This window comes from Ruegeria sp. HKCCD6647-2 (assembly GCF_057221075.1).
In genome coordinates this window covers 261,829-284,654 of the sequence record NZ_JBWVBD010000006.1, presented here as the reverse complement: position 1 = coordinate 284,654, position 22,826 = coordinate 261,829, and the positions used below count along the sequence as shown (strand labels likewise).

At 56.9% G+C, this 22,826-nt stretch carries 18 protein-coding genes and 1 tRNA gene; 9 read left to right on the top strand and 10 right to left on the bottom strand.

From position 1 onward, the window contains the following. Nucleotides 1-2 precede the first annotated feature (2 nt). Both AC2TDJ_RS17495 and AC2TDJ_RS17490 read left to right on the top strand, forming a co-directional pair. Nucleotides 3-1,838, top strand: coding sequence for a carbamoyltransferase family protein (locus AC2TDJ_RS17495; protein WP_480843953.1), 1,836 nt, complete (start codon nucleotides 3-5; stop codon nucleotides 1,836-1,838). A gap of 58 nt (nucleotides 1,839-1,896) precedes the next feature. After that, nucleotides 1,897-3,630 (top strand): carbamoyltransferase C-terminal domain-containing protein, encoded by a 1,734-nt coding sequence (locus AC2TDJ_RS17490; RefSeq protein WP_480843952.1) that lies wholly within the window; start codon nucleotides 1,897-1,899, stop codon nucleotides 3,628-3,630. A 377-nt stretch (nucleotides 3,631-4,007) separates the two neighbouring features. On the opposite strand, the gene AC2TDJ_RS17485 is transcribed toward AC2TDJ_RS17490, so the two are convergent. Next, nucleotides 4,008-4,082, bottom strand: a tRNA-Gln gene (locus AC2TDJ_RS17485). Nucleotides 4,083-4,305: 223 nt separating this feature from the next. Continuing rightward, entirely contained in the window at nucleotides 4,306-4,827 is a 522-nt protein-coding gene (locus tag AC2TDJ_RS17480) for an SH3 domain-containing protein (RefSeq protein ID WP_480843951.1), read from the bottom strand. Between the two features lie 138 nt (nucleotides 4,828-4,965). Here AC2TDJ_RS17480 and AC2TDJ_RS17475 point away from each other — a divergent pair, with 138 nt between their 5' ends. The 5 genes from AC2TDJ_RS17475 to AC2TDJ_RS17455 all read left to right on the top strand — a co-directional run bounded on the left by AC2TDJ_RS17475 (nucleotide 4,966) and on the right by AC2TDJ_RS17455 (nucleotide 13,431). Further along, nucleotides 4,966-5,952 carry a 2-hydroxyacid dehydrogenase gene (locus AC2TDJ_RS17475; RefSeq protein ID WP_480843950.1) on the top strand — a complete coding sequence of 329 codons (987 nt, stop codon included), beginning with the start codon at nucleotides 4,966-4,968 and terminating at the stop codon, nucleotides 5,950-5,952. Nucleotides 5,953-6,080: 128 nt separating this feature from the next. Continuing rightward, nucleotides 6,081-7,874: a gamma-glutamyltransferase gene (gene ggt, locus AC2TDJ_RS17470; protein WP_480843949.1), complete on the top strand. Its 1,794-nt coding sequence runs from the start codon at nucleotides 6,081-6,083 to the stop codon at nucleotides 7,872-7,874. Nucleotides 7,875-7,968: 94 nt separating this feature from the next. Next, nucleotides 7,969-9,369 (top strand): FAD-binding oxidoreductase, encoded by a 1,401-nt coding sequence (locus AC2TDJ_RS17465; RefSeq protein WP_480843948.1) that lies wholly within the window; start codon nucleotides 7,969-7,971, stop codon nucleotides 9,367-9,369. Between the two features lie 95 nt (nucleotides 9,370-9,464). Beyond that, nucleotides 9,465-10,787, top strand: coding sequence for a hypothetical protein (locus tag AC2TDJ_RS17460; RefSeq protein ID WP_480843947.1), 1,323 nt, complete (start codon nucleotides 9,465-9,467; stop codon nucleotides 10,785-10,787). 136 nt (nucleotides 10,788-10,923) lie between these two features. Further along, on the top strand, nucleotides 10,924-13,431 hold the full coding sequence (locus AC2TDJ_RS17455; RefSeq protein WP_480843946.1) for a GcvT family protein: 2,508 nt from the start codon (nucleotides 10,924-10,926) through the stop codon (nucleotides 13,429-13,431). Between the two features lie 83 nt (nucleotides 13,432-13,514). On the opposite strand, the gene AC2TDJ_RS17450 is transcribed toward AC2TDJ_RS17455, so the two are convergent. The 4 genes from AC2TDJ_RS17450 to AC2TDJ_RS17435 all read right to left on the bottom strand — a co-directional run bounded on the left by AC2TDJ_RS17450 (nucleotide 13,515) and on the right by AC2TDJ_RS17435 (nucleotide 16,325). Next, nucleotides 13,515-14,051, bottom strand: a complete 537-nt coding sequence (locus tag AC2TDJ_RS17450; protein WP_480843945.1) for a hypothetical protein — start codon at nucleotides 14,049-14,051, stop codon at nucleotides 13,515-13,517. 147 nt (nucleotides 14,052-14,198) lie between these two features. After that, a complete protein-coding gene (locus tag AC2TDJ_RS17445) occupies nucleotides 14,199-14,534 on the bottom strand; it encodes a carboxymuconolactone decarboxylase family protein (RefSeq protein WP_480843944.1) in 336 nt (111 codons plus the stop codon). 70 nt (nucleotides 14,535-14,604) lie between these two features. Next, complete coding sequence (locus AC2TDJ_RS17440) at nucleotides 14,605-15,255, bottom strand: DUF938 domain-containing protein (RefSeq protein ID WP_480843943.1); 651 nt, start codon at nucleotides 15,253-15,255, stop codon at nucleotides 14,605-14,607. Continuing rightward, a complete protein-coding gene (locus AC2TDJ_RS17435; protein ID WP_480844006.1) occupies nucleotides 15,252-16,325 on the bottom strand; it encodes an NAD(P)/FAD-dependent oxidoreductase in 1,074 nt (357 codons plus the stop codon). The genes AC2TDJ_RS17440 and AC2TDJ_RS17435 overlap by 4 nt, the downstream gene beginning before the upstream one ends. Nucleotides 16,326-16,513: 188 nt before the next feature. Between AC2TDJ_RS17435 and AC2TDJ_RS17430 the strand changes: the two genes are divergently transcribed. Then, the gene (locus AC2TDJ_RS17430; protein WP_480844005.1) at nucleotides 16,514-16,909 is read left to right on the top strand and encodes a hypothetical protein; all 396 of its coding nucleotides are present in this window, start codon (nucleotides 16,514-16,516) and stop codon (nucleotides 16,907-16,909) included. A gap of 3 nt (nucleotides 16,910-16,912) precedes the next feature. Further along, nucleotides 16,913-18,145, top strand: coding sequence for an HlyD family secretion protein (locus AC2TDJ_RS17425; RefSeq protein ID WP_480843942.1), 1,233 nt, complete (start codon nucleotides 16,913-16,915; stop codon nucleotides 18,143-18,145). A gap of 45 nt (nucleotides 18,146-18,190) precedes the next feature. On the opposite strand, the gene AC2TDJ_RS17420 is transcribed toward AC2TDJ_RS17425, so the two are convergent. From AC2TDJ_RS17420 to AC2TDJ_RS17405, 4 genes are all read right to left on the bottom strand, one after another. Beyond that, on the bottom strand, nucleotides 18,191-19,549 hold the full coding sequence (locus AC2TDJ_RS17420; protein ID WP_480843941.1) for an MFS transporter: 1,359 nt from the start codon (nucleotides 19,547-19,549) through the stop codon (nucleotides 18,191-18,193). 128 nt (nucleotides 19,550-19,677) lie between these two features. Continuing rightward, complete coding sequence (locus AC2TDJ_RS17415; protein WP_480843940.1) at nucleotides 19,678-20,751, bottom strand: BMP family ABC transporter substrate-binding protein; 1,074 nt, start codon at nucleotides 20,749-20,751, stop codon at nucleotides 19,678-19,680. A gap of 35 nt (nucleotides 20,752-20,786) precedes the next feature. Next, a complete protein-coding gene (locus tag AC2TDJ_RS17410) occupies nucleotides 20,787-21,707 on the bottom strand; it encodes an ABC transporter permease (protein WP_480843939.1) in 921 nt (306 codons plus the stop codon). A 3-nt stretch (nucleotides 21,708-21,710) separates the two neighbouring features. Further along, nucleotides 21,711-22,793 carry an ABC transporter permease gene (locus AC2TDJ_RS17405; RefSeq protein ID WP_480843938.1) on the bottom strand — a complete coding sequence of 361 codons (1,083 nt, stop codon included), beginning with the start codon at nucleotides 22,791-22,793 and terminating at the stop codon, nucleotides 21,711-21,713. Nucleotides 22,794-22,826 lie beyond the last annotated feature (33 nt).

Below are 22,826 nucleotides of genomic sequence, written 5' to 3'. Positions count from 1 at the left end.
ACATGACTTACGTACTTGGTGTATCTGCCCTGTATCACGACAGCGCAGCAGCTCTCATTGACGACGGTGAAATCATTGCTGCAGCGCAGGAAGAGCGTTTCAGCAGAAAAAAGCACGATCCAGGGTTCCCGCAAAACGCGGTGCAGTATGTACTTTCCGAAGCGGGCATTTCACTCGCTGACGTTGACAATGTGGTATTTTACGACAAACCGTTTCTCAAGTTTGAACGATTGCTTGAAACCTACCTCGCCACAGCACCCAAAGGGTTCAACTCGTTTCGCAAGGCAATGCCGGTCTGGTTGCGCGAAAAATTGTTTCTCAAGGATCTCTTGGTGCGCGAGTTTCGTCGGTTGGAAAAGGACTTTTCCGGTGATCGGTTGATGTTTTCCGAACACCATTTCAGCCATGCAGCCAGTGCCTTTTACCCATCGCCTTTCGAACAGGCCGTAGTGCTGACTCTTGACGGTGTTGGCGAATGGGCGACGACCACCGTAGCGATGGGAAATGGAAACGACCTTGCAATCGACAAGGAGATACATTTCCCGCACTCGCTTGGGCTTCTCTATTCCGCCTTCACTTATTACACCGGCTTCAAGGTAAATTCCGGTGAATACAAGGTTATGGGCCTCGCGCCATATGGTGAGCCAAAATACAAAAACCTGATCCTGGATAACCTGATTGATGTGAAAGAAGACGGTTCCTACAAGCTCAATCAATCATATTTCAATTACACGCACGGTCTGACGATGACCAATCAGGCATTCGCGGACCTCTTCGGTCAGCCTGTACGGAAACCCGAAACCGACGATCTGACGCAGTTTCACATGGATATTGCAGCGTCGGTGCAGGCCGCCACCGAGGATGTCGTCCTGCGCATGACCCGAGCGCTGGCCAAGGAATACGATTGCCCAAACCTGTGCATGGCGGGGGGCGTGGCACTGAACTGTGTCGCCAACGGTAAAATCCTGCGCGATGGCGCATTCCAGGACATCTGGATTCAGCCCGCGGCTGGCGATGCGGGCGGTGCATTGGGTGCAGCCCTGGGTGCTTGGCACAGCGAAATGAAAATGCCGCGAACCGTTCGCCCCAAAGACGCGATGAAGGGGGCCTATCTAGGGCCGTCATTCGACGACAAGAACATCGCTGCGCAGCTTCAAAAGGTTGGTGCAAGGTTCGAAATCCTCTCGGACGATGAGGTGATTGCGAAAACGGCCGAAGCCCTGGCAGAGGAAAAAGCGGTCGGATGGTTTCAGGGGCGCATGGAATTCGGTCCGCGAGCATTGGGCGGACGTTCGATCCTTGGCGACGCGCGCTCACCCACAATGCAGAAAGTCTTGAATCTGAAGGTGAAATACCGCGAGAGTTTCCGTCCATTTGCGCCTTCTGTGTTGCGGGAACACGTGAGTGACTGGTTCGCGCTCGATTACGATAGCCCGTACATGTTGCTTGTGGCCGATGTGAACGAGAGAATCCGTCGGCAAATGTCTGATGAAGAGAGCCGCCTTTTTGGTATCGACAAATTGAACGTGAAACGCTCTGACATACCAGCGATTACCCATGTGGATTATTCGGCTCGCGTTCAGACTGTACATGAAGAAACGAACCCCAAATACCACGCGTTGATTGATGCGTTTCGAGAGCTGACGGGTTGTCCTGTGATCGTAAATACTTCGTTCAATGTTCGCGGCGAACCGATCGTTTGCTCGCCAGAGGATGCTTTTCGCTGTTTCATGGGAACAGGGATCGAAGTTTTGGCGGTCGGTAATGCCTTTCTTCGCAAGGAAGATCAAAATCCGGATCTGGCTGAAAACTATGAAGAAAAATATGAGTTGGACTAGAATGTGCTGGTGATTTTCAACACAGGAAATGAGTGCCCTAAGTTGACGTCGAAACTCTTTGTTTGTTGAGTTGGGAAAGTTTGAACTGGGCGGATTTGGGAAAGTGCAGCACTATGCCGGGGTGCTCAGTGGTGTTGTGGAAAGAAATGAAAGGTCAGCAAAACTCAATTGGACGGTCGATGCAAAGAAATGGGCGAAACTCTGGTTTAAAGTAATGAGGATCTTTTCAATCAATTCTGGCCATGACGGCTCTACCGCCGGTGTTGATGCAAGCCGGCAGAATTTACTGTTCGCCTATGAAGCTGAGAAAGACAGTTTTCCCCGAAATGCACCTGTAAATCCAGAGACACTCATCAATGCAGCATCGTGGTTTGACAAAATTCCGGATGTCTTGGCGTTAAGCGGATGGTCAAACACGGGCGTCGACCACACAAAGCGCTCGGGTGCCGGGTACTTTGGGGTCGGAAAAGGTTCCGAAGTTGTAGGGGTCAAAAGGTTCTTCGGAAAATCGATTGATTACTACTCTTCAACGCACGAGCGGTCGCACATCTGGGCCACCTATGCGATGTCTCCGTATGAACAAAGCGAACCCTGCTATGTGTTGGTTTGGGAAGGCTCCTTGGGAGATTTTTATCAAATCGGCAGTGATTTGAAGATTCGCCACCTTGGTCGAGTGATGACCAACCCCGGCCAAAAATTCTCGTTTCTCTATGCCCTTGCCGACCCGAGCTTCTCTTCCTCCAGTCGGGCGGCGAGAAAAGGCGACGCGGGCAGGTTGATGGCGGCCAGCGCGCTCGGCAATGTCGCGGAAGCTGACGGAGAAGCCCAGGAACTGATCGATTACCTTTTGAGTAAACCTTTGGCAGTCGATCAGTTATCGAAAGATGATCTCAAAACGTCACCGTTCCACAACATTGGCGTTGAGACACAGAGGTTCCGAAACCTGGCCGCAAAATACTCTCAGGCAATATTCTCGGTGTTTTTTGACTTCGCCGAAGCCCATATGACGGAAGGCTTCCCGCTGCTAATATCGGGCGGGTGTGGGTTGAACTGCGACTGGAATACACGCTGGCGCGAAAGCGGGCTTTTTCGCGATGTATTTGTCCCTCCCTGCACGAACGACTCTGGCAGCGCCATTGGAACGGCGGTCGATGCGATGCGCCATTTCACCGGTAAGGCCAAGCTGGATTGGACCGTGTACTCAGGACAATCGTTTTGTGACGACCGTTGCAAAATGGAGGATGTAACGTCCAGTGAACTTAATTTGCGCGAGGTAGCGGACGCGTTAAATGACGGAATGATAATTGGTTGGGCCATTGGGAACTGTGAGCTCGGCCCCAGGGCTCTTGGCAATCGCTCGATACTTGCCGCTCCGTTCAACACAAAAACCCGCGACAGGCTGAACAGGATCAAGGGCCGCGCTTTGAATGCGCCGATTGCGCCAGTATGCCTCGAAGAGGACGTGTCGAAACACTTCGATTGGTCAGGCCCATCGCCCTACATGCTTCATTTTTCGAAAGTGACCGACGCGAAATTGAAGGCGGTAACTCACTTGGACGGGTCCGCGCGAGTTCAGACTGTCACGCAAAGTCAAAATGCGATGCTTTACAATTTGCTGCGTGAATTCAAGGCAATATCTGGCTGCGGAGTTCTGTGTAACACGTCGTTGAACTTTCAAGGCGCAGGGTTCATCAACACAACCAGTGACCTCTACAACTATGCACGTTCTGCCGGTCTGGATGGTGTTGTGGCAGGCCTGTCTTTCTACCGCTTCCGACGACCGATTTCTTGACCGGCCTTGTCCTGTGCAGAGTTCCGTTTATCCAAGGATTGATTTGAACGAGCCCTGATCATTGCAGATCGCGGCCCGGTTTTCTTAACGAACCTTGCCCTGTGGTGGGGTGAGGGAACCGGGAATACCAAATATCTATGCGGTCGAGCACTGCAAGCCAACCCGTCGTTTATCCACTTTGCGATGGCGCTTTCCCAAATTGAAACACAAGCGTCACCCCTGGCAAAACCGCCATCTTACGAGTGCCGAAGACTGTCTTCAAATATTGCGGATATCAAACCGTGAATTGATGGCCTGAGGATCTGAGGTTTCAAATCACCATGAATAACTTCAAGGGGATCAATAATAATCAATCTACATTAAGGCATAGGGATTTATGGCTGGGGTGGTAGGATTCGAACCTACGATACACGGTACCAAAAACCGCTGCCTTACCACTTGGCTACACCCCAACGGTGAGCGGCTGTCTACGACTGTTGCTTTCCGGGTTCAAGAGCTTTTTGGACAAAAAATCAGGGGAACTTGCAAATTATCTCGACCACATTGTTTTGACCGGTTTGCGCGATTCAGATCGGTTGTCCCTGGCCTGCGGGTCGGGTGTTCGACCACTAAGTATTGTGGGGTTTTGACGTTTCAGCCGCCGCCGCTGCACCATTAATCAGAGGATGCGGATCGTTACTCGCGGATTTCCGATGGGTCGACACCCCAAAGATTGGTTTTCTGGGTCCAGCCACGGTAACCGCCGGCTGAGATTCGGCACCATTCCTTCGTGCAACTCCCCAATCGCGCAACCACGCCGGTTTCGAAATGCGCGTTGACTTGCGAGCTGGGGTCGGGAGTTGCGTAGACCGGCAGCAAGTCGGGCTCGACCAGAACCGTGCGCACACCTGAAAGCAGCGCATAGTGAACCCATCCTCCGGCGCCGTCGCGATCCTGAACCCGGCGCCAGTTGCCGTATTCGGCGGTGATTTGCAGCGGCATGCCGCGCCGCTTGAAGACCCAGTCGATTCGATGCGTCAGTGACGGTCCGCGACGGACGTTGCCTTCGGCAGCTTTCATCGAGACATATCGTGGCAGGGGCAGGTTCGTTACCGGCCCGCGCTTGTCCTGTGCATTCGCCGTCAAGGCTCCAAACGCGACCAGAAACGCGGAAATCAGCGCCAAACCGCGGCGTTTCACCGAAAAAGTAGCACTCACTGCCTGCCTGCTCTTATGCCTGTTTATCGTGTTTCGAAAAAAGGTTGCGTCAATGCACATGGGGTTCTTGTGCCCCGCCTGTTCCTGCGCCACGATGCCATGGCGCGCGACTGTTTGCAAAGCAGTAGGAGGGCTGAGGTGCCAAGAGAACGTCTGAGTGTTGTCGTTACGCGACGGTTGCCAGAAGCCGTTGAAACCCGGTTGAGTGAGCTTTTTGATGTACGCCTGCGCGACGATGATACGCCAATGTCCCGCGACGAGCTTGTGGCTGCCGTCAAGGATGCCGATGTGCTGGTGCCAACCATAACCGACACGATCGACGGTGGGATATTGGGTCAGGCCGGAGAGAAACTGCGCCTGATCGCCAATTATGGGGCAGGCGTTGATAATATCGATGTCCAAACGGCCCGACAGCGCGGCATTTTGGTTTCGAACACGCCCGGAGTGCTGACGGATGACACGGCGGACATGACCATGGCGCTGATCCTGGCGGTTTCACGGCGTATCCCCGAAGGCTTGAGCCTCATGCAGAAGGGCGATTGGACGGGCTGGGCGCCGACAGCTTTGTTGGGCGGGCGCGTAGGTGGTCGCCGGCTTGGAATTCTGGGTATGGGCCGGATAGGTCAGGCGGTTGCGCGACGCGCCAGTGCATTTGGGATGCAGGTGCATTATCACAATCGCCGCAGGCTGCGGCCCGAAGTAGAAGAAGAACTGGAGGCAACTTATTGGGAAAGCCTGGACCAGATGGTTGCGCGTATGGATGTCATCTCGGTCAATTGCCCTTCGACCCCATCGACGTTTCACCTGATGAATGCGCGGCGATTGAAGTTGATGAAGCCTTCGGCCGTGATCGTGAACACCTCGCGTGGGGAGGTCATAGACGAAAACGCTCTGACGCGCATGATCCGCGCTGGTGAGATCGCGGGCGCCGGTCTGGATGTGTATGAACACGGAACCGACGTGAATCCGCGGTTGCGGCAGATGCCCAACGTTGTTTTGCTGCCCCACATGGGGTCGGCCACGCTGGAAGGCCGGATCGAGATGGGTGAGAAAGTCATCATCAACATCAAGACTTTCGAAGACGGTCATCGCCCACCCGATCAGGTCGTGCCGGCGATGCTGTAAAGCCCTCGACGGTTTCTTGCTTTCGGCCAGATGGCAATATTTCGTGACCATGGCCGGCGTTTCACAAGACGCTTGTAAGCGCACGTGTGGATGTCAGAATTGTGTTATTTCAGAAGCAGGAGGAGCACATGCGTGCCAATTGGATTTCAGGAGTTTTGCTGAGCAGCGCCATGTTTGCCGTACCCGGGTTGGCGCAGGAGACAGCCGATGCCGTGTCACCGGAAGGCGCGACGGAAGGGCAGTTTGAGGCGCTGACGGATCAGGTCATCGCCGCGTTGGAGGCCAAGGCCGCAGGTAAACCGGTAGAGGCCGAGAACTGGATGGTAGCTGCGGCCAACCCTCTGGCGGTCGAAGCCGGTGCCCGCATATTGGCGGCAGGCGGTACGGCAGCGGATGCAATGGTGGCCGTTCAGGTCGTGCTGGGACTGGTTGAGCCGCAATCCTCGGGCCTGGGCGGCGGAGCGTTTCTGGTTTGGTTTGACGCGGCAAGTGGCACTCTGACCACCTTGGATGGGCGTGAAACTGCGCCACTGGCCGCAACGCCGACGCTGTTTCAGGATGAAAACGGTGAGCCACTGAAATTTTTCGATGCCGTGGTCGGCGGGCTGTCCGTGGGCACGCCGGGGACTCCGGCACTGCTGGAAGAGGCGCACAGACGTTGGGGCCGCAGCCCGTGGCCATCGCTGTTCGAAGACGGAATCCGACTGGCTGATGATGGGTTCCTTGTTTCACCGCGCCTTGCCGGGCTTGTTGAAAATGACGCTGAGCGGCTGTCGCGCTTTCCGGCGACCGCCGCTTACTTCTTGCCGAATGGTCAGCCCCTTTCACAGGGGCAAAGGCTGACGAACCCGCAATATGCTGAAACGCTCAGAACGCTCGCTATGGAAGGTGCAGCGGGGTTTTATGGCGGGGACATCGCAGCCGGTATCGTCAATACGGTGCGCAATGCGCCCGGTAATCCCGGGGTTATGTCAGGAACCGATTTGGCGCTTTATCAAGTGATCGAGCGGGAACCGGTCTGCGCGGCTTATCGCGATTATGAAGTATGTGGCATGGGGCCGCCCTCGTCCGGGGCTCTGACAGTCGGGCAGATACTGGGAATGTTGCAGGGATACGACCTTGCCGCGATGGGACCGGACAACGTGGAAGCGTGGCGGCTGATCGGCGATGCCTCGCGTTTGGCATTTGCAGATCGTGGTCGGTACATGGCAGACAGCGACTTTGTTCCGGTGCCAACCAAAGGCCTGGTCGATCCGGATTATCTGTCCGAGCGTGGCGCATTGCTGTCGGAAGACGGTGCGCTGACAGAGGTTGTTCCTGGCAATCCCGAATTCGATCATGCTTTGAACTGGGCGGATGATGAATCGCTCGAACTGCCGTCGACCTCCCATATCTCCATCGTGGATGCTTATGGAAACGTGCTGTCGATGACGACCACCATCGAAAACGGCTTTGGTTCGCGGCTGATGACCAACGGGTTTCTGCTGAACAATGAACTGACGGATTTCTCGTTCAGAACACATTCCAACGGGGTGCCAATCGCGAACAGGCTTGAGCCCGGCAAGCGCCCGCGTTCGTCGATGAGCCCGACGATTGTGCTGCAGGATGGCGTTCCGGTCTTGGCCATCGGATCGCCCGGCGGCAGTCGCATTATTGGCTATGTGGCCAAGTCGATCATCGCCTGGGCGGATTGGGGTATGAATGTCCAACAGGCTCTGATGGTACCGCACCTGGTCAACCGTTTCGGCACATATGATCTGGAACTCGACACCGCCGCAGAAGGACATGGCGATGCATTGATCGCCATGGGGTTTGAAGTAAACCCGCGCGACCTGACTTCGGGCCTGCATGCGATCGAGATCGGAGACGTTCTGAAAGGCGGCGCCGATCCCCGGCGCGAGGGGATTGCGCTTGGCGACTAGGCCCTCAGGGATTGTGGGTATTGCCGCGACACGACGGGCCTTTTAGTCATGGATCGAATGGCCGCAATTGATGTCAAGCTGGGGGAGGAAAGCCATGGTGCAGGCGACAACTTTGCCGAGAAACGAGGCGGGAATAGAATCGGCCATCGGAATCCTCAAACAGCGATTTGGCGACCGACTGCAAACCGGTTCAGCGATACGCGAACAACATGGCCACACCACGACATGGATTGAAAATCAACACCCCGACGCGGTCATCTTTCCCCAGTCGACGGACGAAGTTTCCGAAATTGTCAGAACCTGCGCCGCCCACAAGGTGCCTGTCATACCCTTTGGAACCGGCACTTCGCTCGAGGGGCATGTGAATGCCCCCGCGGGCGGCATCTCGGTCGACCTGAGCCAGATGAACAAGGTGCTGGCCGTTCATCCGGGTGATCTGGATTGCGTCGTGCAACCCGGTGTCACGCGAGAGGACCTGAACACCCATCTGCGTGATCAGGGCCTGTTTTTTCCCATTGACCCTGGTGCCAACGCTTCGCTCGGGGGAATGGCGGCCACGCGGGCTTCTGGCACGAACGCGGTGCGTTACGGGACGATGAAAGACAATGTCCTGAGCCTGGAAGCCGTCATGCCGGATGGCCAGATCATTCGGACCGGGCATCGGGCCAAAAAGTCGTCGGCCGGTTATGATCTGACCCGACTTCTGGTCGGGGCCGAAGGTACGCTGGGTATTATCACGGAACTTACGCTGCGCCTGCAGGGCATCCCCGAGGCGATTACCTCGGCCCGCTGCTCCTTTCCGACGGTTGATGCGGCCTGTCAGGCGGTGATGATGACGATCCAATACGGCATCCCGGTGGCGCGGATCGAGCTTCTGGACGAGATGTCGGTAGTGGCAGCAAACGCCTATTCCGGGTTAAACCTGCCGGAAACGCCATTATTGCTGCTTGAATTTCATGGATCGGAAAGCGGAGCAGCCGAGCAGGCCGAAACCTTTGGCCAGATCGCCGAGGAGTTTGGTGGCGCCGATTTCGCCGCGACGTCGACCACCGAAGAGCGCAACAAGCTGTGGCAAGCTCGGCACGATATGTACTGGGCTTGCCTGCAATTACGTCCCGGTGCGCGCGGTATATCAACTGACGTATGTGTTCCGATCTCGCGCTTGGCCGAATGCGTGACAGAGACGCAGGAAAAAGCGGCAAAACTTGGCCTGTTGGCCCCTGTGGTGGGGCATGTCGGCGATGGCAACTTTCACACCTTGTTGCTGATCGACATGGAGAATTTGGATGAGGTCTCAAAAGCCGAGGAATTCGTTGGCTGGCTGAACGATCTGGCAATTTCGATGGACGGAACCTGCACCGGAGAGCATGGAATCGGTCAGGGCAAGCGGCCTTATCTGGTGAAAGAGCTTGGCGCAGCGACGGCGTTTATGTCAGCGATCAAAGTGGCGCTGGACCCTGATGACATTATGAATCCCGGCAAGATATTGCCCTGACTCTGTTCCAGAGTTCTGCGTGTTCCGGCCACAAGGAAGCCTCAATTTCATGTGATCAAACCTCTCAGAGCAGCAATTTGATTCCGAGGTTTTCAATGGATTTTTTGCGTTTCTTTGGATTCGCGTTGGTTGCAATAATGGTTGTCGCAGGCCTCGACTATTACCAGCAGGACAAAAAGCACGAAGGCACCCTGTCTGTTAACGGCTATGTCGACACCGTTAACGCCCGCTTCAGCCTGTATCAGAAGGAACAGGCCGCTGAAGAGGTCGAACGTGACCGGCAAAAACGGTGGCGTGCCGGCGGAAAGCCCTATCTTCCGGAATCCAGCGAACAATGGGTGCGTCGCGCGATTTCGGACCACGACTTTACTGTGGACGCACGTCTCGGCGAGGATCAGGCCAAGGCGAGTGAGGCCGCGCGTCCGTTGGCCGTGGAAGTAGCCGTGCAAGAGGCGAAAACGCGTGCCCGGAAGCTGGATCGCGTCGGCTGGGTCTATGAAAACGGAGACAACACCATCTGGGTGCAGGTTTCGTTGGTCAATCGGGCAAATACCAAAACGCTCGCGGGCAACATTGCGCAGTCGATTGCCGCGATGGATTTCTCGGACACGGATTATGTCCCGCTGGGCGTCATTGGTGGCACCGCGTTTTTTCAGGCGATTCAGGACGAATACTACGACGTGCCCAAATCCGCGCGTCGCGATTGGGCCATGGTCAAAAAGCAGGTGGCTGAGACCGGCATCAATGTCAGCTTCAATACTTTTGTGGGGACGATCGGTTTCGGCGAAGAAATTCGGGTTCTTGCGCGTTCCGATGCCCCGGTCAATGAAGTGTACAGTTTTCTCGAGCAGCTGGATTATGACGGCCTGAACGCGCTGCTCAGCCTGCCTGTCCCGGGCGTTGGGAATGACACGCAAGTGGACAAGGCGACCGAGGCCGAACTTGCCGTTGAAATGGCGAACTTGCGCAACGAGTTCGTCAAGCTGAGAGGCGAATTGGCACGTATGCGAATTCAAAACGTGGACGGCTTGTCTCTGGTGGCGAACACGCTGGCCGGACAATACGGACTACCAAACGACGCATTCGATTTGACGGCGAACAAGATTTCCTCGCCAAACGACCTGATGCAAATTGGGTATCGCAAAGGATTGCTCAATCTGACGGCTGCGGAAACCGAACGGGCAAGCACCGAAGAAAAAGGCTTCTTAGGTCGCTTGTTTGCGAAAGCCAAAGGCGGCGATGCTTCCTCTGATGAAAGCGGGCAGGAGGCTTCGGGTGGTTTGCTTGGGGGGTTGACGTCCATGCTGCAAGGTTCGGATGCCGAACAATCCGCAGCAGTGACTGTGCGCAAAGGCGGCGGCAGCAAGGCTTGTTCGCTAGTGGGCAGTGCCAAACGCTGTTCTGTCGGCGGAAACTGATCTCATATTCAGTCAGAACGACGACCCGCGGGACCTGCGGGTCGTTTTTTTTATATCACTGGTCGGATGAATGTCGCGCCGGGGGCTTCAAATGCGCCATATGGTGTCAACTGATTTCAAGGGGAGACGCCCGGTTATGAAAACCCAAGTCAAAGCATTGGTCGTTGGCGGTGGCGCCGTTGGGACCTCGATTGCCTATCATCTGGCCAAGGCGGGCTGGGACGATGTGATGCTGATCGAACGGGACGAGCTGACATCAGGCTCGACCTGGCACGCGGCGGGCTTGCTGCCGCTGTTCAACATGTCCTATGCGACGACCCACATCCACAAATACTCGGTCGACTTCTACAAGACGCTTGAGGAAGAGACCGGCCTGAACGCGGGTTTCGCCGTTGTCGGCAACCTGCGCATGGCGCAGACGCAAGAGCGTATGGACGAGTACATGCTCTATGCGTCCACCGCCGAGACCTGTGACGTGGCCTACGAATGGCTGACACCTGACCAGATAAAAGAGCGCTGGCCGCTGATCGAGACCTCGGACCTGAAGGGTGCGATCTACCACACCGAGGACGGTTATATTAACCCTGCCGACGTAACGCAGGCGATGGCCAAAGGCGCCCGTCAGCGCGGCGTCGATATCGTCCGCAAGATGCAAGCCGATGCCTTCCATTGGAACGGCACTCATTGGGAAGTCACCTGCACCAAGATGGTGGAAAAGGGCGGTAACCTTGTTGAAAGCGATGAGAAGGTCGTGATCACCGCCGAGCACGTCGTGACCGCATCGGGCAACCACGCGCAACGCACCGCCAAGATGCTGGGCATCAAGATGCCAGCCATCCCGGTGGAGCACACCTTCATCGTCATGGACAAAGACCCCGAGTTGGTCAAATGGCGTGAGGCTGGCAACCCGGAGCACCCCGTCGTGCGCGACGCCGACAACGAATCCTATGCGCGCGAGGAACGCGGCGGTTGGATTCTGGGCATCTACGAACATGGCGCACCCGCGCGGTTCGAGCACGGCGTGCCGGACAGCTTCCGCGCTGACCTGTTCCCGCTGGATCTGGACCGGATTGCCGATCAGTACATGGCGATGGCGGAACGTGTTCCGTCCTGCGCTGAATCCGGCCTGAAAGACGATTTCAACGGCCCGATTTGCTACACCCCGGACGGCAACCCGCTGGTCGGTCCGGCTCCGGGCCTGCGCAACATGTGGCTGGCCGAGGGTTTTAGCTTCGGCATCACGGCTGCAGGCGGTACCGGCTATTATCTGGCGCAGATGATGGTCGACGGCGAAGCCGAGATCGACATGGCTTCGCTGGACCCCAAGCGTTACTCGTCCAACTGGATGACCACCGAGTTCGCGGCGCGCAAGAACGAAGAATGCTACGAACACGTCTACATTCTGCACCACCCGGATGAAGAGCGTGAAGCCTGCCGTCCGCTGCGTACTGTTCCGGCATACGACCGTCAGAAAGCACGTGGCGCTCAGTTCGGCTGGGTCAACGGTTGGGAACGCCCGAACTACTTCGGCCCGCTGGACGCGTCGGACAACTTCGACAAGGAAAGCCGTTCGTTCCGCCGTGGCGGTTGGTGGCAATATGCCGTCGAAGAAGCCAAGGCGATCCGCGAAGGCGTTGGCCTGATCGACGCATCGGCTTTCACCAAGCATGTCGTCAAAGGCCCCGGTGCCACACAATTCCTGGATTGGTTCACCTGCAACAAGCTGCCCAAGGTCGGTCGTATCAACCTGACCTACGCGCTAACCTCGCACGGCACCACCCGCACCGAATACACCATCGTCCGCAATGGCGAGAACAACTACTACATCGTCTCCGCCGGTGCCTGGAGCGAGTATGACGCCGACTACCTGCGCAAGGCGGCCGAGGACAAGATGGAGGAGTTCGGTTACATCGAGATCCAGGACGTAACCACTCAGTGGGGCGTCTTCGCCATCGCCGGACCCAAATCGCGTGACGTTCTGAAAGAAGTCATCAAAGACGCCGATCCGGAAACCGCGCTGTCCAACAAGCGCTTCCCCTGGCTGTCGGCCCGTCAGATCGAGCTGGGCATGTGCCCGGTCAACGCGATCCGTGTGGCCTATACCGGTGAGCTGGGCTGGGAACTGCACCACCCGATCGAGATGCAGAATTACCTGTTCGACCTGCTGGAAAAAGCCGGTGAGAAGCATGGAATGAAGCTGGTTGGTGCGCGCGCCCAGAACTGGCTGCGTCAGGAGAAATCCTATCGCGCGTTTGGTACCGAACTTGGCCGCGACGCGACCCCGCTGGAAGCCGACCTGCCGCGCTTTGTCGACCTGTCGAAAGACTTCTACGGTAAGGCCAAGCTGGAAGAGACCGGCGTGCGCGTCAAATGCTGCACCCTGCTGATCGACGGCCCGGACGATGCAGACCCGTGGGGCCGCGAGGCGCTGTACACACCGGAAGGTGAGCGAGTGGGTCGTCTGACCTCGGGCGGCTATTCGGTGGCGTTCGAGAAATCCATCGGCATGGGTTACGTAAAGCCCGAGTTGGCGGTCGAGGGGACTAAACTGCAGGTCAAAATCCAAGACAAACTGTGGGACGCGGTCGTCACCTGCGACAGCCCCTACGATCCGAAAAACGAAACTATCCGCAAGGACGGTTGATCAAGCAAGGGCCCCGGAGAAATCCGGGGCCTTTCAATTTGCGTTTGCCGAAAACAGTGCCAGTCACGAGAGATTGGAGTGGCCTAGTTGTACAGTTTCAATCGGTCGAGCAAGTCTTCGGTAGCGTTTACCAACGGGTGACAATTCAGCGAGACAACCTGAGTGAAACGCCCGCTGACATAGGTCTGGACGTAGTGGCCGGACCATGCGGCGCCGCAGGATCTCTTGATGTTGAGCTGATCGTTGCCTTTGTAGTTTACCGAATGCTTGCCAAGAGAAACCTCGCTGAAGGTCGAGCGGTATTCCGCCTTATGGGTAATCTTGGATATCCCCTTGAAGCTGCTTTCGGGAAACGGTTCCTCGATCAGGACATTCATTCGGTTCGGTTCGCCCAGATAGATCGTCAGACCGCTTGCCGGGTCAAGCGTGTAGTCAACAATCAAGGTGGTGCCGGGCGCATGACCCCGAGGAAACTCGACCTTCGGGTTCGATTGGTCCGTTTCCGACGGGACAAATCGGTTGTCCAGTACGTCGCAGTGGAATCGACCCCTGATCGGATCATCCTGAGACAGAGATTGCGTGGGCAGCAAGGATATCAGTATAGCTGGTATAGCTTTCATTGCGGCTACACTCCTTCAGATACCCTAGCAAAACTCTCTGAAAAAGTCACGAAAGAGGGCCGAAACCAGGCCTTTCTTAAGTAGGCTGACGCAAAAAAGGCGGCAACCTGTTGCCGCCATGGATTGATCCATATTACGAGAGCCTTCTTATCCGCTTAGCTCGTCAAAACACTCCAGCGCCTTGGCTGCATACATCATGGACGGTCCGCCACCCATCTGGATGGCCATGGCCAGAACGTCCGATACTTCGCCCCGGGTCGCACCAGCCTTGATCAGCGCTTCGGTGTGCAACGATATGCAGGGCTCACAACGGACAGCGATCGACATTCCCAAGGCGATGAACTCTTTGGTCTTGTAATCCAGTGTCCCGCCTTCCTTGACTGCTTTTCCCAGTGCTCCAAAAGCACGGGCCGTATCCGGGATGGCAGCATTGAGATTGCGTAGCCCTTTGCGCGTGTCCGATAGTTTTTCCTGCCAGGCCATTGTGTTTTCCTCAGTAAATATATGATAAACTGCATATGTATTATGAGGCGTAGCCGGACTTTGATCTTGATCAGATGTCCGGTTTTTTTGCGACGAATGCCAAATTATTGGCAGGCATATCGGTGAGTTCGACAAGGTCCAGGCCACAATCATGCAACAGGGCAAGGATTTGGGTGTCATCCTTATAGCCGATTTCGGGGTTTTGTTGGGTCAAAGCATCGTGGAACCGGCGGTCACCGTCGCTGGTCAGGCGACCTGAACGTTTGAAAGGACCATAAAGCACAAGGTGGCCCGATGGGCGCAGGGCCAGCGCCACCTCGGCAACCAGAGTTTTGGCGCTGGGCCAGGTGATCAGGTGCAAAAGATTGATGAGTACGATCAGATCCTGTTCGCCGAACGACTTGTGCCAACCGGGCTCGGTCGCATCCAGATGCACAGCGTCGGTGACGTTTGGCAAGTCAACGGTATAAGCGTTGATGCTGGCCCGGCGTTCGGGTTCGACCTCTGTGGGTTGCCAGGTCAAGCGCGGCCGGCGCCGGGCGAACGCCATAACATGCTGCCCGGTCCCGCTTGCCAGTTCCAGGGCACGACCCTGCACAGGCGCAATGCGTTCAATCAGCTCGCACAAAACGTCGACATTTCGATTGGCCGCCGGGGCGATAAGCTTGTCGCCGTCACTTTGGACCACGACGCTGGCCTTCGGCGGCGTCTCATTGGTCATATTCTCAACCTTTCCGGCCTTAAAGCCGCGACATGCGGCGGATCCAGATCGGGACTGCGCCCCACCGCCAGATCCGCCACCAGTTGCGAGGCAGCGGGAGCAGTCTGAAATCCGTAGCCCCCCTGACCGGCGGACCAGATAAATGTTGGATCAGAAGGGTCCGGGCCAAGGACCAGAGTGCCATCCGGTGCAAAACTGCGCAGCCCGGCCCAGTTGGTTTCAACTCGGGTCACAGGTACCGTGACCATTTCTTCATATCGTGCCAGTCCTTCGGCCAGAACCATGTCGTCCGCAAAGGCGTCATGAGGCGTAGTGGCGTCGGCTTCGGAAGGGGACACCAGCAGCTTTCCTGCATCAGGCTTGGCGTACCAACCCTCACCCGCGCCCAATATCATCGGCCAACCTGTCACATCATGCCCGTCGGGTGCCGGGATTCGCGCCATGGATCGGCGCCGGGGTGAAATCCCGATTGGGCTTATTCCCGCCATTTCGGCGATGTCATCCACCCAGGCACCGGCCGCGTTCACAAGGGTCCGGGCTTCGAAGGTTTGGCCTGCTTCCACAACCCAGTGCCCCGACTTGCGAATGCCGCACACCTTTTGCCGGGTCAGGACCGACCCTCCGTTTGCGCGAATGGTTCGGGCAAAGTCCTGCAACAGGCGGTCCGTGTCTATGTCGAACGCGGCTTCACTTACAGCGGCGAACCCGACCGTGACCGGATTCAGGATGGGCACGCGCGCTATTGCCTGATCGACCGAGATGCTTTGCATACCCAAACTGGCTAGGTCATTGCGAAACAATTCCGCCTGATCCCTTGCACCAACCAGCATCAGCCCACGCGGGGTCAGGTAACCGCCGTTTTCAGATTTCAGATACTCCGCACCGGCCCTGTTCAGGGCAACAACAGAGGGCGGACCATAACTTTCCTCGAACAGCGCCGCCGACCTGCCCGAGGCGTGATAGCCAAGGGCGGCTTCGGCTTCGAGCACGGTGACCGAACCGTAAGATGACAGGCGCGCGCCGGCGCTGAGGCCTGCAATTCCACCGCCGATTACAAGAAAATCGATCATTGCCATTCGATCAGGCGCGAGGATTCGGCCAAGCGTGTATCACTAATCATTGTTTCTCAGCCCTGTTCCGTGACACCGTTCAGTCGGCCCGCAGACTATAAGCAGGCTTGAAATTGTGCATCAACCCATCCAAACAATGAATAAACAGGTGACAGGAGGGCAGGGTGAACACTGCGGAAACACACCCGATGGCCACAGGACATATCCCGGCCTATGTGGTTCAGGCCGACGGCAGCGACTTTCTTTTTACATTCATGCTGGTTTTTACGGTTGTCGTTATCGTCTTGATCGGGGTTGCGTATTTCACATTGCACTCGATCCCGGAAAAAATCGCGCATGAGTCAAATCACCCGCAATTCCAGTTGGTTGGGATATTGGCGTTGCTTGCATTGTTTACGCATAACGGGTTGTTCTGGGTGGCAGCCATTCTGGTGGCGGGTTTCCAGTTTCCTGACTTTGCAGCGCCTTTGCGGGCCATCGCCGACGCCATCCGCTCATTAGCGCCGCAAAGTGCGTCTGTGCCGACGGTCGATGAGCCACCCGCTGACCCGGGCCCCCAAACAGCCGCGCCGCAGGAGCACTAGAACATGCTGGAAACACTGATGTGCGCGCTTGTGACCGTGCTACCCGATTTTCTGTTCCGCCGTTTTGTACAGGGCAAGCGGATCGGTCACGAGATCACGTTGTTCACCATGTGGTACGAGTTGCGGTGGGGCCTGACAACCTGCGCGATTCTGGCGCTGACCGTGATTACGACTCTGTTCTACTTCCACCCGTCCAGCAGCGCTGCGGCATCCTATTTCCGCACGGTCACGATCCTGCCGCAACTGGGCGGGCGCGTGTCCGAGGTCTACGTCACCAACAACCAGCAGGTCACTGCTGGCCAGCCAATCTTTCGCATCGAGGACTTCACGCAGACCGCTCAGGTAGAAGCCGCCCATGCGCAAATCGCTCAGGTTCAGGCGTCGCTGAAGGTGGCGCAAACTGACCTGGCCGAGGCTGATGCCAGTATCGCAGGCGCGCGCGCGGCACTGGATCAGGCGCTGGAAGATCTGGAGCGGAATACCACACTGCGCGACGAAGGGTCCAGCGCGGTTCGTCTGGCGGAAATCGACCGCCTCGAAAATCTGGTGGCCGAACGGGAGGCTCAGGTTGTCGCGGCACAATCTCAGCGTGCCGCCGTGGTTCAGCAGATCGAAGAACTGATCCCCGCCCAACTCGCCAGCGCCAACGCACAGCTTGATGCCGCCCTGACCGAGTTGGACAAGACCGTGATCAGTGCAGGCGTGACGGGCCGTGTTGAGCAGTTCGGGCTGCAGGTCGGTGACTACGTCAGCCCGCTGCTGCGTCCCGCAGGCATTCTGGTGCCATCATCGTCCGGTCATGACCGGTTTCAGGCGGCGTTCAACCAACTGTCAGCTCAGGTCATCAAGCCGGGGATGATTGGCGAACTTGGGTGCATGACGAAACCGTTCACGGTTATTCCGGTCGTTGTGGTTCAGGTACAGGATGTGATCCCGTCCGGGCAAATTCGCCCTTCGGACGAATTGCGCGATGTCCAGACCAACACCAATCCGGGTTCAATTCTGGTCTATCTTGAGCCTTTGTACAAAGGAATGGCCGATCGGATCCCACCGGGCAGCAACTGTCTGGCCAATGTCTATACCGACAATCACGCCAAGCTGGAGGACGAAAATCTGGGTTTCTGGGAAAAAGCGTTCCTGCATGTTGTTGACACGATTGGAGTTGTTCATGCCGCTGGATTGCGTTTGCGCCTGATCCTGATGCCCGTGAACACGCTGGTTCTGAGCGGGCATTGATGCAATCGCCGGTCAAGAGAACTGTCGCGCGCCAAGTAACCCGGTTTATCCGGGTGCTGGGCCGGGCTTGCTTCTTGCCTCCAGTGAAGCATATGAAAAGGCCAGAACGCAGGCTGCAAATGCTGCGACAAAGCCGAACACCATCGGAAACGAACCGGTAATCGCGTAGACCGAGCTCCCCAGCGCCATTCCAACTGTTCCTCCCAGCAACTGAAAAGTCATTGAAATACCGCTGGCCTGACCGTGAAGGTCCTTGGGAACAGCCGACATGACGGCGCGCCGTGGTGGCACAAACAGGAAGGGCACGAAACCACCCCAAAGCACGAAACCGGCATAAAGTAAGGCGGTGGAGTGTTGCCATGTCCCGGTGGCAACCATCAGGATCGCCAGTACGCCCAGTGTTAATCCCGTCAGAGATGCGCCGCGCGTTCCAAAAAGATCAGCGATCTTTCCTGCCAGAGGAGCGATGAATATCTGCGGAACGGCAATCGGCAGAAGAGCAGCGCCTGCCGCCAATGGCGAATAGCCGAGCCTGACCTGAAAGAAGAGTGCGCCGAACACAAAGAGCACAATCTTGCCGAACTGAGCTGTGAAAAGGATCATGTTCGAGGCCGCGAAACTGGCGTTTTGAAACAGGGAAACCGCGATGAGCGGGTTGGATGACCTCGTCTCGGCCCGAGTAAACAGGGCAAGCAGAACCAGCCCTGCCGCCAGCGCGCCCAAAACATCGGGCTGCAGCCATCCGCGATCAGGTCCTTCCATGATCCCGAACACAATTGCCGCCATGCCCGGCACCAGCAGAACAAGACCTTTCCAGTCAAACCCTTCTTCGGGTGCGTGCGACGGATCGCGCCAGAAGATCCATGCGATTGCCGCGACGCCCAAGACAATTGGCGGATTGACCCAAAAAATCCAACGCCATGACAGATACTCGGTCAACAACCCACCGACCAACGGACCCAGCGACAGGAATATGGTGCCGATCCCGCCATAGAGACCTAGTGCCAGGCCGCGTTCGTCCTCGTCGAAAGACTGCACCAAGACCACAAGGGACAACGGAAAAATAAGCGCCGCCCCAAAGCCCTGAACGGCGCGTGCCAGCAGCAATTCAAATCCGTTCTGGGCAAAACCTCCTAAAGCGGAGGCCAGTCCAAAAACCATCAATCCGGCGCTCAAAAGCCATCGAATACCAAGAATGTCTCCGATGCGCCCAGCAGCCGCCGCAAAACAGGCCAGAACCAGCAGGTAGACATTCACGACCCAATGCGCATCCAGCTGAGACAAGCCAAGATCGTTTTGAATGGTAGGCAGGGCGACGCTGATAACGGTCTCATCCAACAGGATCACGCCAAGGATGGCGCCCATTGCGGCCAAAATCCACCAACGGCTGTGCCTTCGCGTCACTGAGTTTCTCCGCTTCTAGCGAACCGACCTCTTGCCTATCAGGTCCCACGGAAAACCAGGCGTCAAGCCATCGGGCACAAAAAAGGCCAGCGCAACGGCCGGCCCTTCTTGATTTCATGTGGCTGTGTTTACTGTGGAATTTCGCCTTCCAGCCCTTCGACGTAGAAGTTCATGCCGGCCAGCGTGCCGTCATCTGCGGTTTCACCTTCGCCCAGCCAGTCGCTGCCGTCCTGCTTTTTCAACGGGCCAGTGAATGGGTGATAGCTGCCATCCGCGATGGACGCTTTCAGTGCCAGTGCCTCTTCTTTGACGTCAGCAGGCACCGCGTCGGTGATTTCACCGATCTCGACCATACCTTCGGCAATTCCGTCCCAGGTATTCACGGTTTCCCACGTACCGTCCATCACCGCTTTGGTGCGTGCGATATAGTAGGGTGCCCAGTTATCGATGATCGACGAAACACGGGGCATCGGAGCATACTCGCTCATGTCCGAGGCCTGACCAAAGGTGATCACGTTCCCCGCTTCTTGCGCGGCCGCCTGCGGCGCAGTCGAGTCCGTATGCTGCAGGATCACGTCCGCGCCTTGCTCGATCAGAACTGTGGCAGCGTCCGCTTCCTTTGCGGGGTCGAACCAGGTGTAGGCCCAGACGATCTTGAAATCGACATCCGGGTTCACCTTCTTGGCGTGAATATAGGCCGAGTTGATCCCGCGGATCACTTCGGGGATCGGGTAGGAGCCGATGTATCCCACGATGTTCGACTTGGTCATCTTGCCCGCGATGTGGCCCTGAACGGCGCGGCCTTCATAGAAGCGTGCCGAATAGACCGAGACGTTCGGAGCAGTTTTATACCCGGTGGCATGCTCGAACTTCACGTTCGGGAATTTCTTGGCCACGTTGATCGTCGGGTCCATGTAACCGAACGAGGTGGTGAAGATCAGATCAGCGCCCTCCAGCGCCATCTGTGTCATCACACGCTCGGCATCCGGACCTTCGGGAACCGATTCCACGAAAACGGTTTCAACCTTGTCACCGAACTCTTCTTCGACCGCCAGACGGCCTTTGTTGTGTTCATAAGTCCAGCCGCCGTCGCCGACCGGTCCGACATAGACGAAGCCGACCTTGGTTTTGTCTTCGGCCATGGCACCTGTTGACAGACCCAGTGCCATTGCGGCACTTGTCAGTAGTGTAGTGAATTTCATGTGGTTACTCCCCAAGTTGGTTCAGTTGGCCCCGCTTAGTGCGAAGCATGGAAGGTTCGGCCCAGTGAGGCAGGTGCGCTGCTCTTGTCGGCCGAAAGGATCACAAGCACTAGGATCGTGATGATATAGGGCGACATTGCCAGATACTCGACAGGAATGGCAACGCCTGCTGCCTGCAGATTAAGCTGCAACACTGTGATTCCGCCGAACAAATACGCCCCCAGCAATGCGCGCCACGGCTTCCAGCTGGCGAAGACCACCAGCGCCAGTGCGATCCAGCCGACACCGGCAGTCATACCCTCGGTCCATTGAGGGACCCGGATCAGGCTGATGTAGGCACCGCCCAGTCCGGCACACGCGCCACCGAACAGGATCGCCAGAATACGGATCTTGATGACCTTGTAGCCCAAGGCATGTGCTGCATCGTGGTTTTCACCCACCGCACGCAGTATCAGACCGACGCGTGTGTATTTCAGGACAGCCCAGACAGCGGCGGTCAGAGCGATACCGACATACAGGATTGGATCATGCTGGAACAAAATGGGGCCGATGACCGGAATGTCGCTGATCAGCGGGATGTGGATCTCATCCATGTCGGGCGGCTTAACGCCAACATAGCTTTGCCCCATAAGCGCGCTGAAGCCGAGGCCAAACAGAGTCAGGGCCAGACCGCTGGCCACCTGATTGGCCAATGCAAACTGGGTCAGCACGACGAAGAGTAGGGACAACAGGGCACCGCCAATCGCCGCGGCAACGAAACCCAGCCAGGGTGAGCCGGTTTCGACCGAGATGGCAAAACCGCTGATCGCACCTACGATCATCATGCCTTCGACCCCAAGGTTCAGAACGCCTGCTTTTTCGACCACAAGCTCTCCGATCGCAGCCAGCAACAACGGGGTTGCGGCGACCATCAGTGAGGCGACCAGCAGGACGGGATTGATTTCGGAAAGGTCCATGGCTCAGGCTACCTCGCTACGGGCCGCACGGATGCGGTAGTTGGTCAAAAGATCGAAGGCGAGCAGGAAGAACAGAAGCATCCCCTGGAACACCTGAATGGCAGCGGCGGGCAGGCCCAGTTGAGACTGCGCAATTTCGCCACCTATGTATGTCAGGGCCATCAGACCGCCGGCCAACAAAATCCCGATAGGGTGCAGACGACCGAGGAAGGCCACGATGATAGCGGTGAAGCCGTATCCGACGTTAAAGTCGATACTGACCACGCCCGATGGCCCTGAGACCTCGAACAATCCCGCCAGCCCGGCCAGCGCACCGGACAGACCCAGACAGAACAGGATCAACCGCGCCGGATTTACCCCTGCGAATTTGGCAGCCCGGGGCGCTTCGCCTGTCAGGCGGATATGAAAGCCCAGCATATGGCGGTTCAGCAGGATGTAGGCAAAGATCACCGCAATCAGTGCAGTAACGACACCCCAATGCATACCGGATCCGGCAATCAGTTCGGCATTATACGCGCTGTCATAGGACTGCAGGTTGCGTGAGCCGGGAAAGCCGAACCCTTCGGGGTTTTTTAGCAAACCAAGCGAAACGGACGCCAACATCTGTTCCGCCACGTAGACCAGCATCAGCGAGACGAGGATTTCGTTGGTGCCAAAGCGCACCTTCAGAAAGGCCGGGATCATCGCCCAGATCCAGCCGCCAAACGCGCCTGCGATCACCATGATCGGAAAGACATAGAAGGCATCCAACGGGTAGAAGGCCAAACCTGCGCCCGCGCCGAAAATGGCGCCCATGATGTATTGCCCCTCGGCGCCGATATTCCAGATACCCGCACGAAAGCCAAGTGAAAGGCCGATGGCGATCAACACCAGAGGTGCGCCTTTCACCAGCAATTGCGGGCGATAGTAAAACGCGAACTCTCCGAACAGTGGTTCCCAGAAAATGGTGCCAATAGCCTCAATCGGGTTCTTGCCCAGAATGGCGAACAACAGGCCGCCAAAGATCATCGTTGCCAGCACCGCCACCAAAGGGGTCGCATAGGACCACGCTTTGGACGGTTGCGGCCGTTTCTCCAATACAATCACCTGCTCATCCCCCCAAGTTCTTCATCTTTTTGC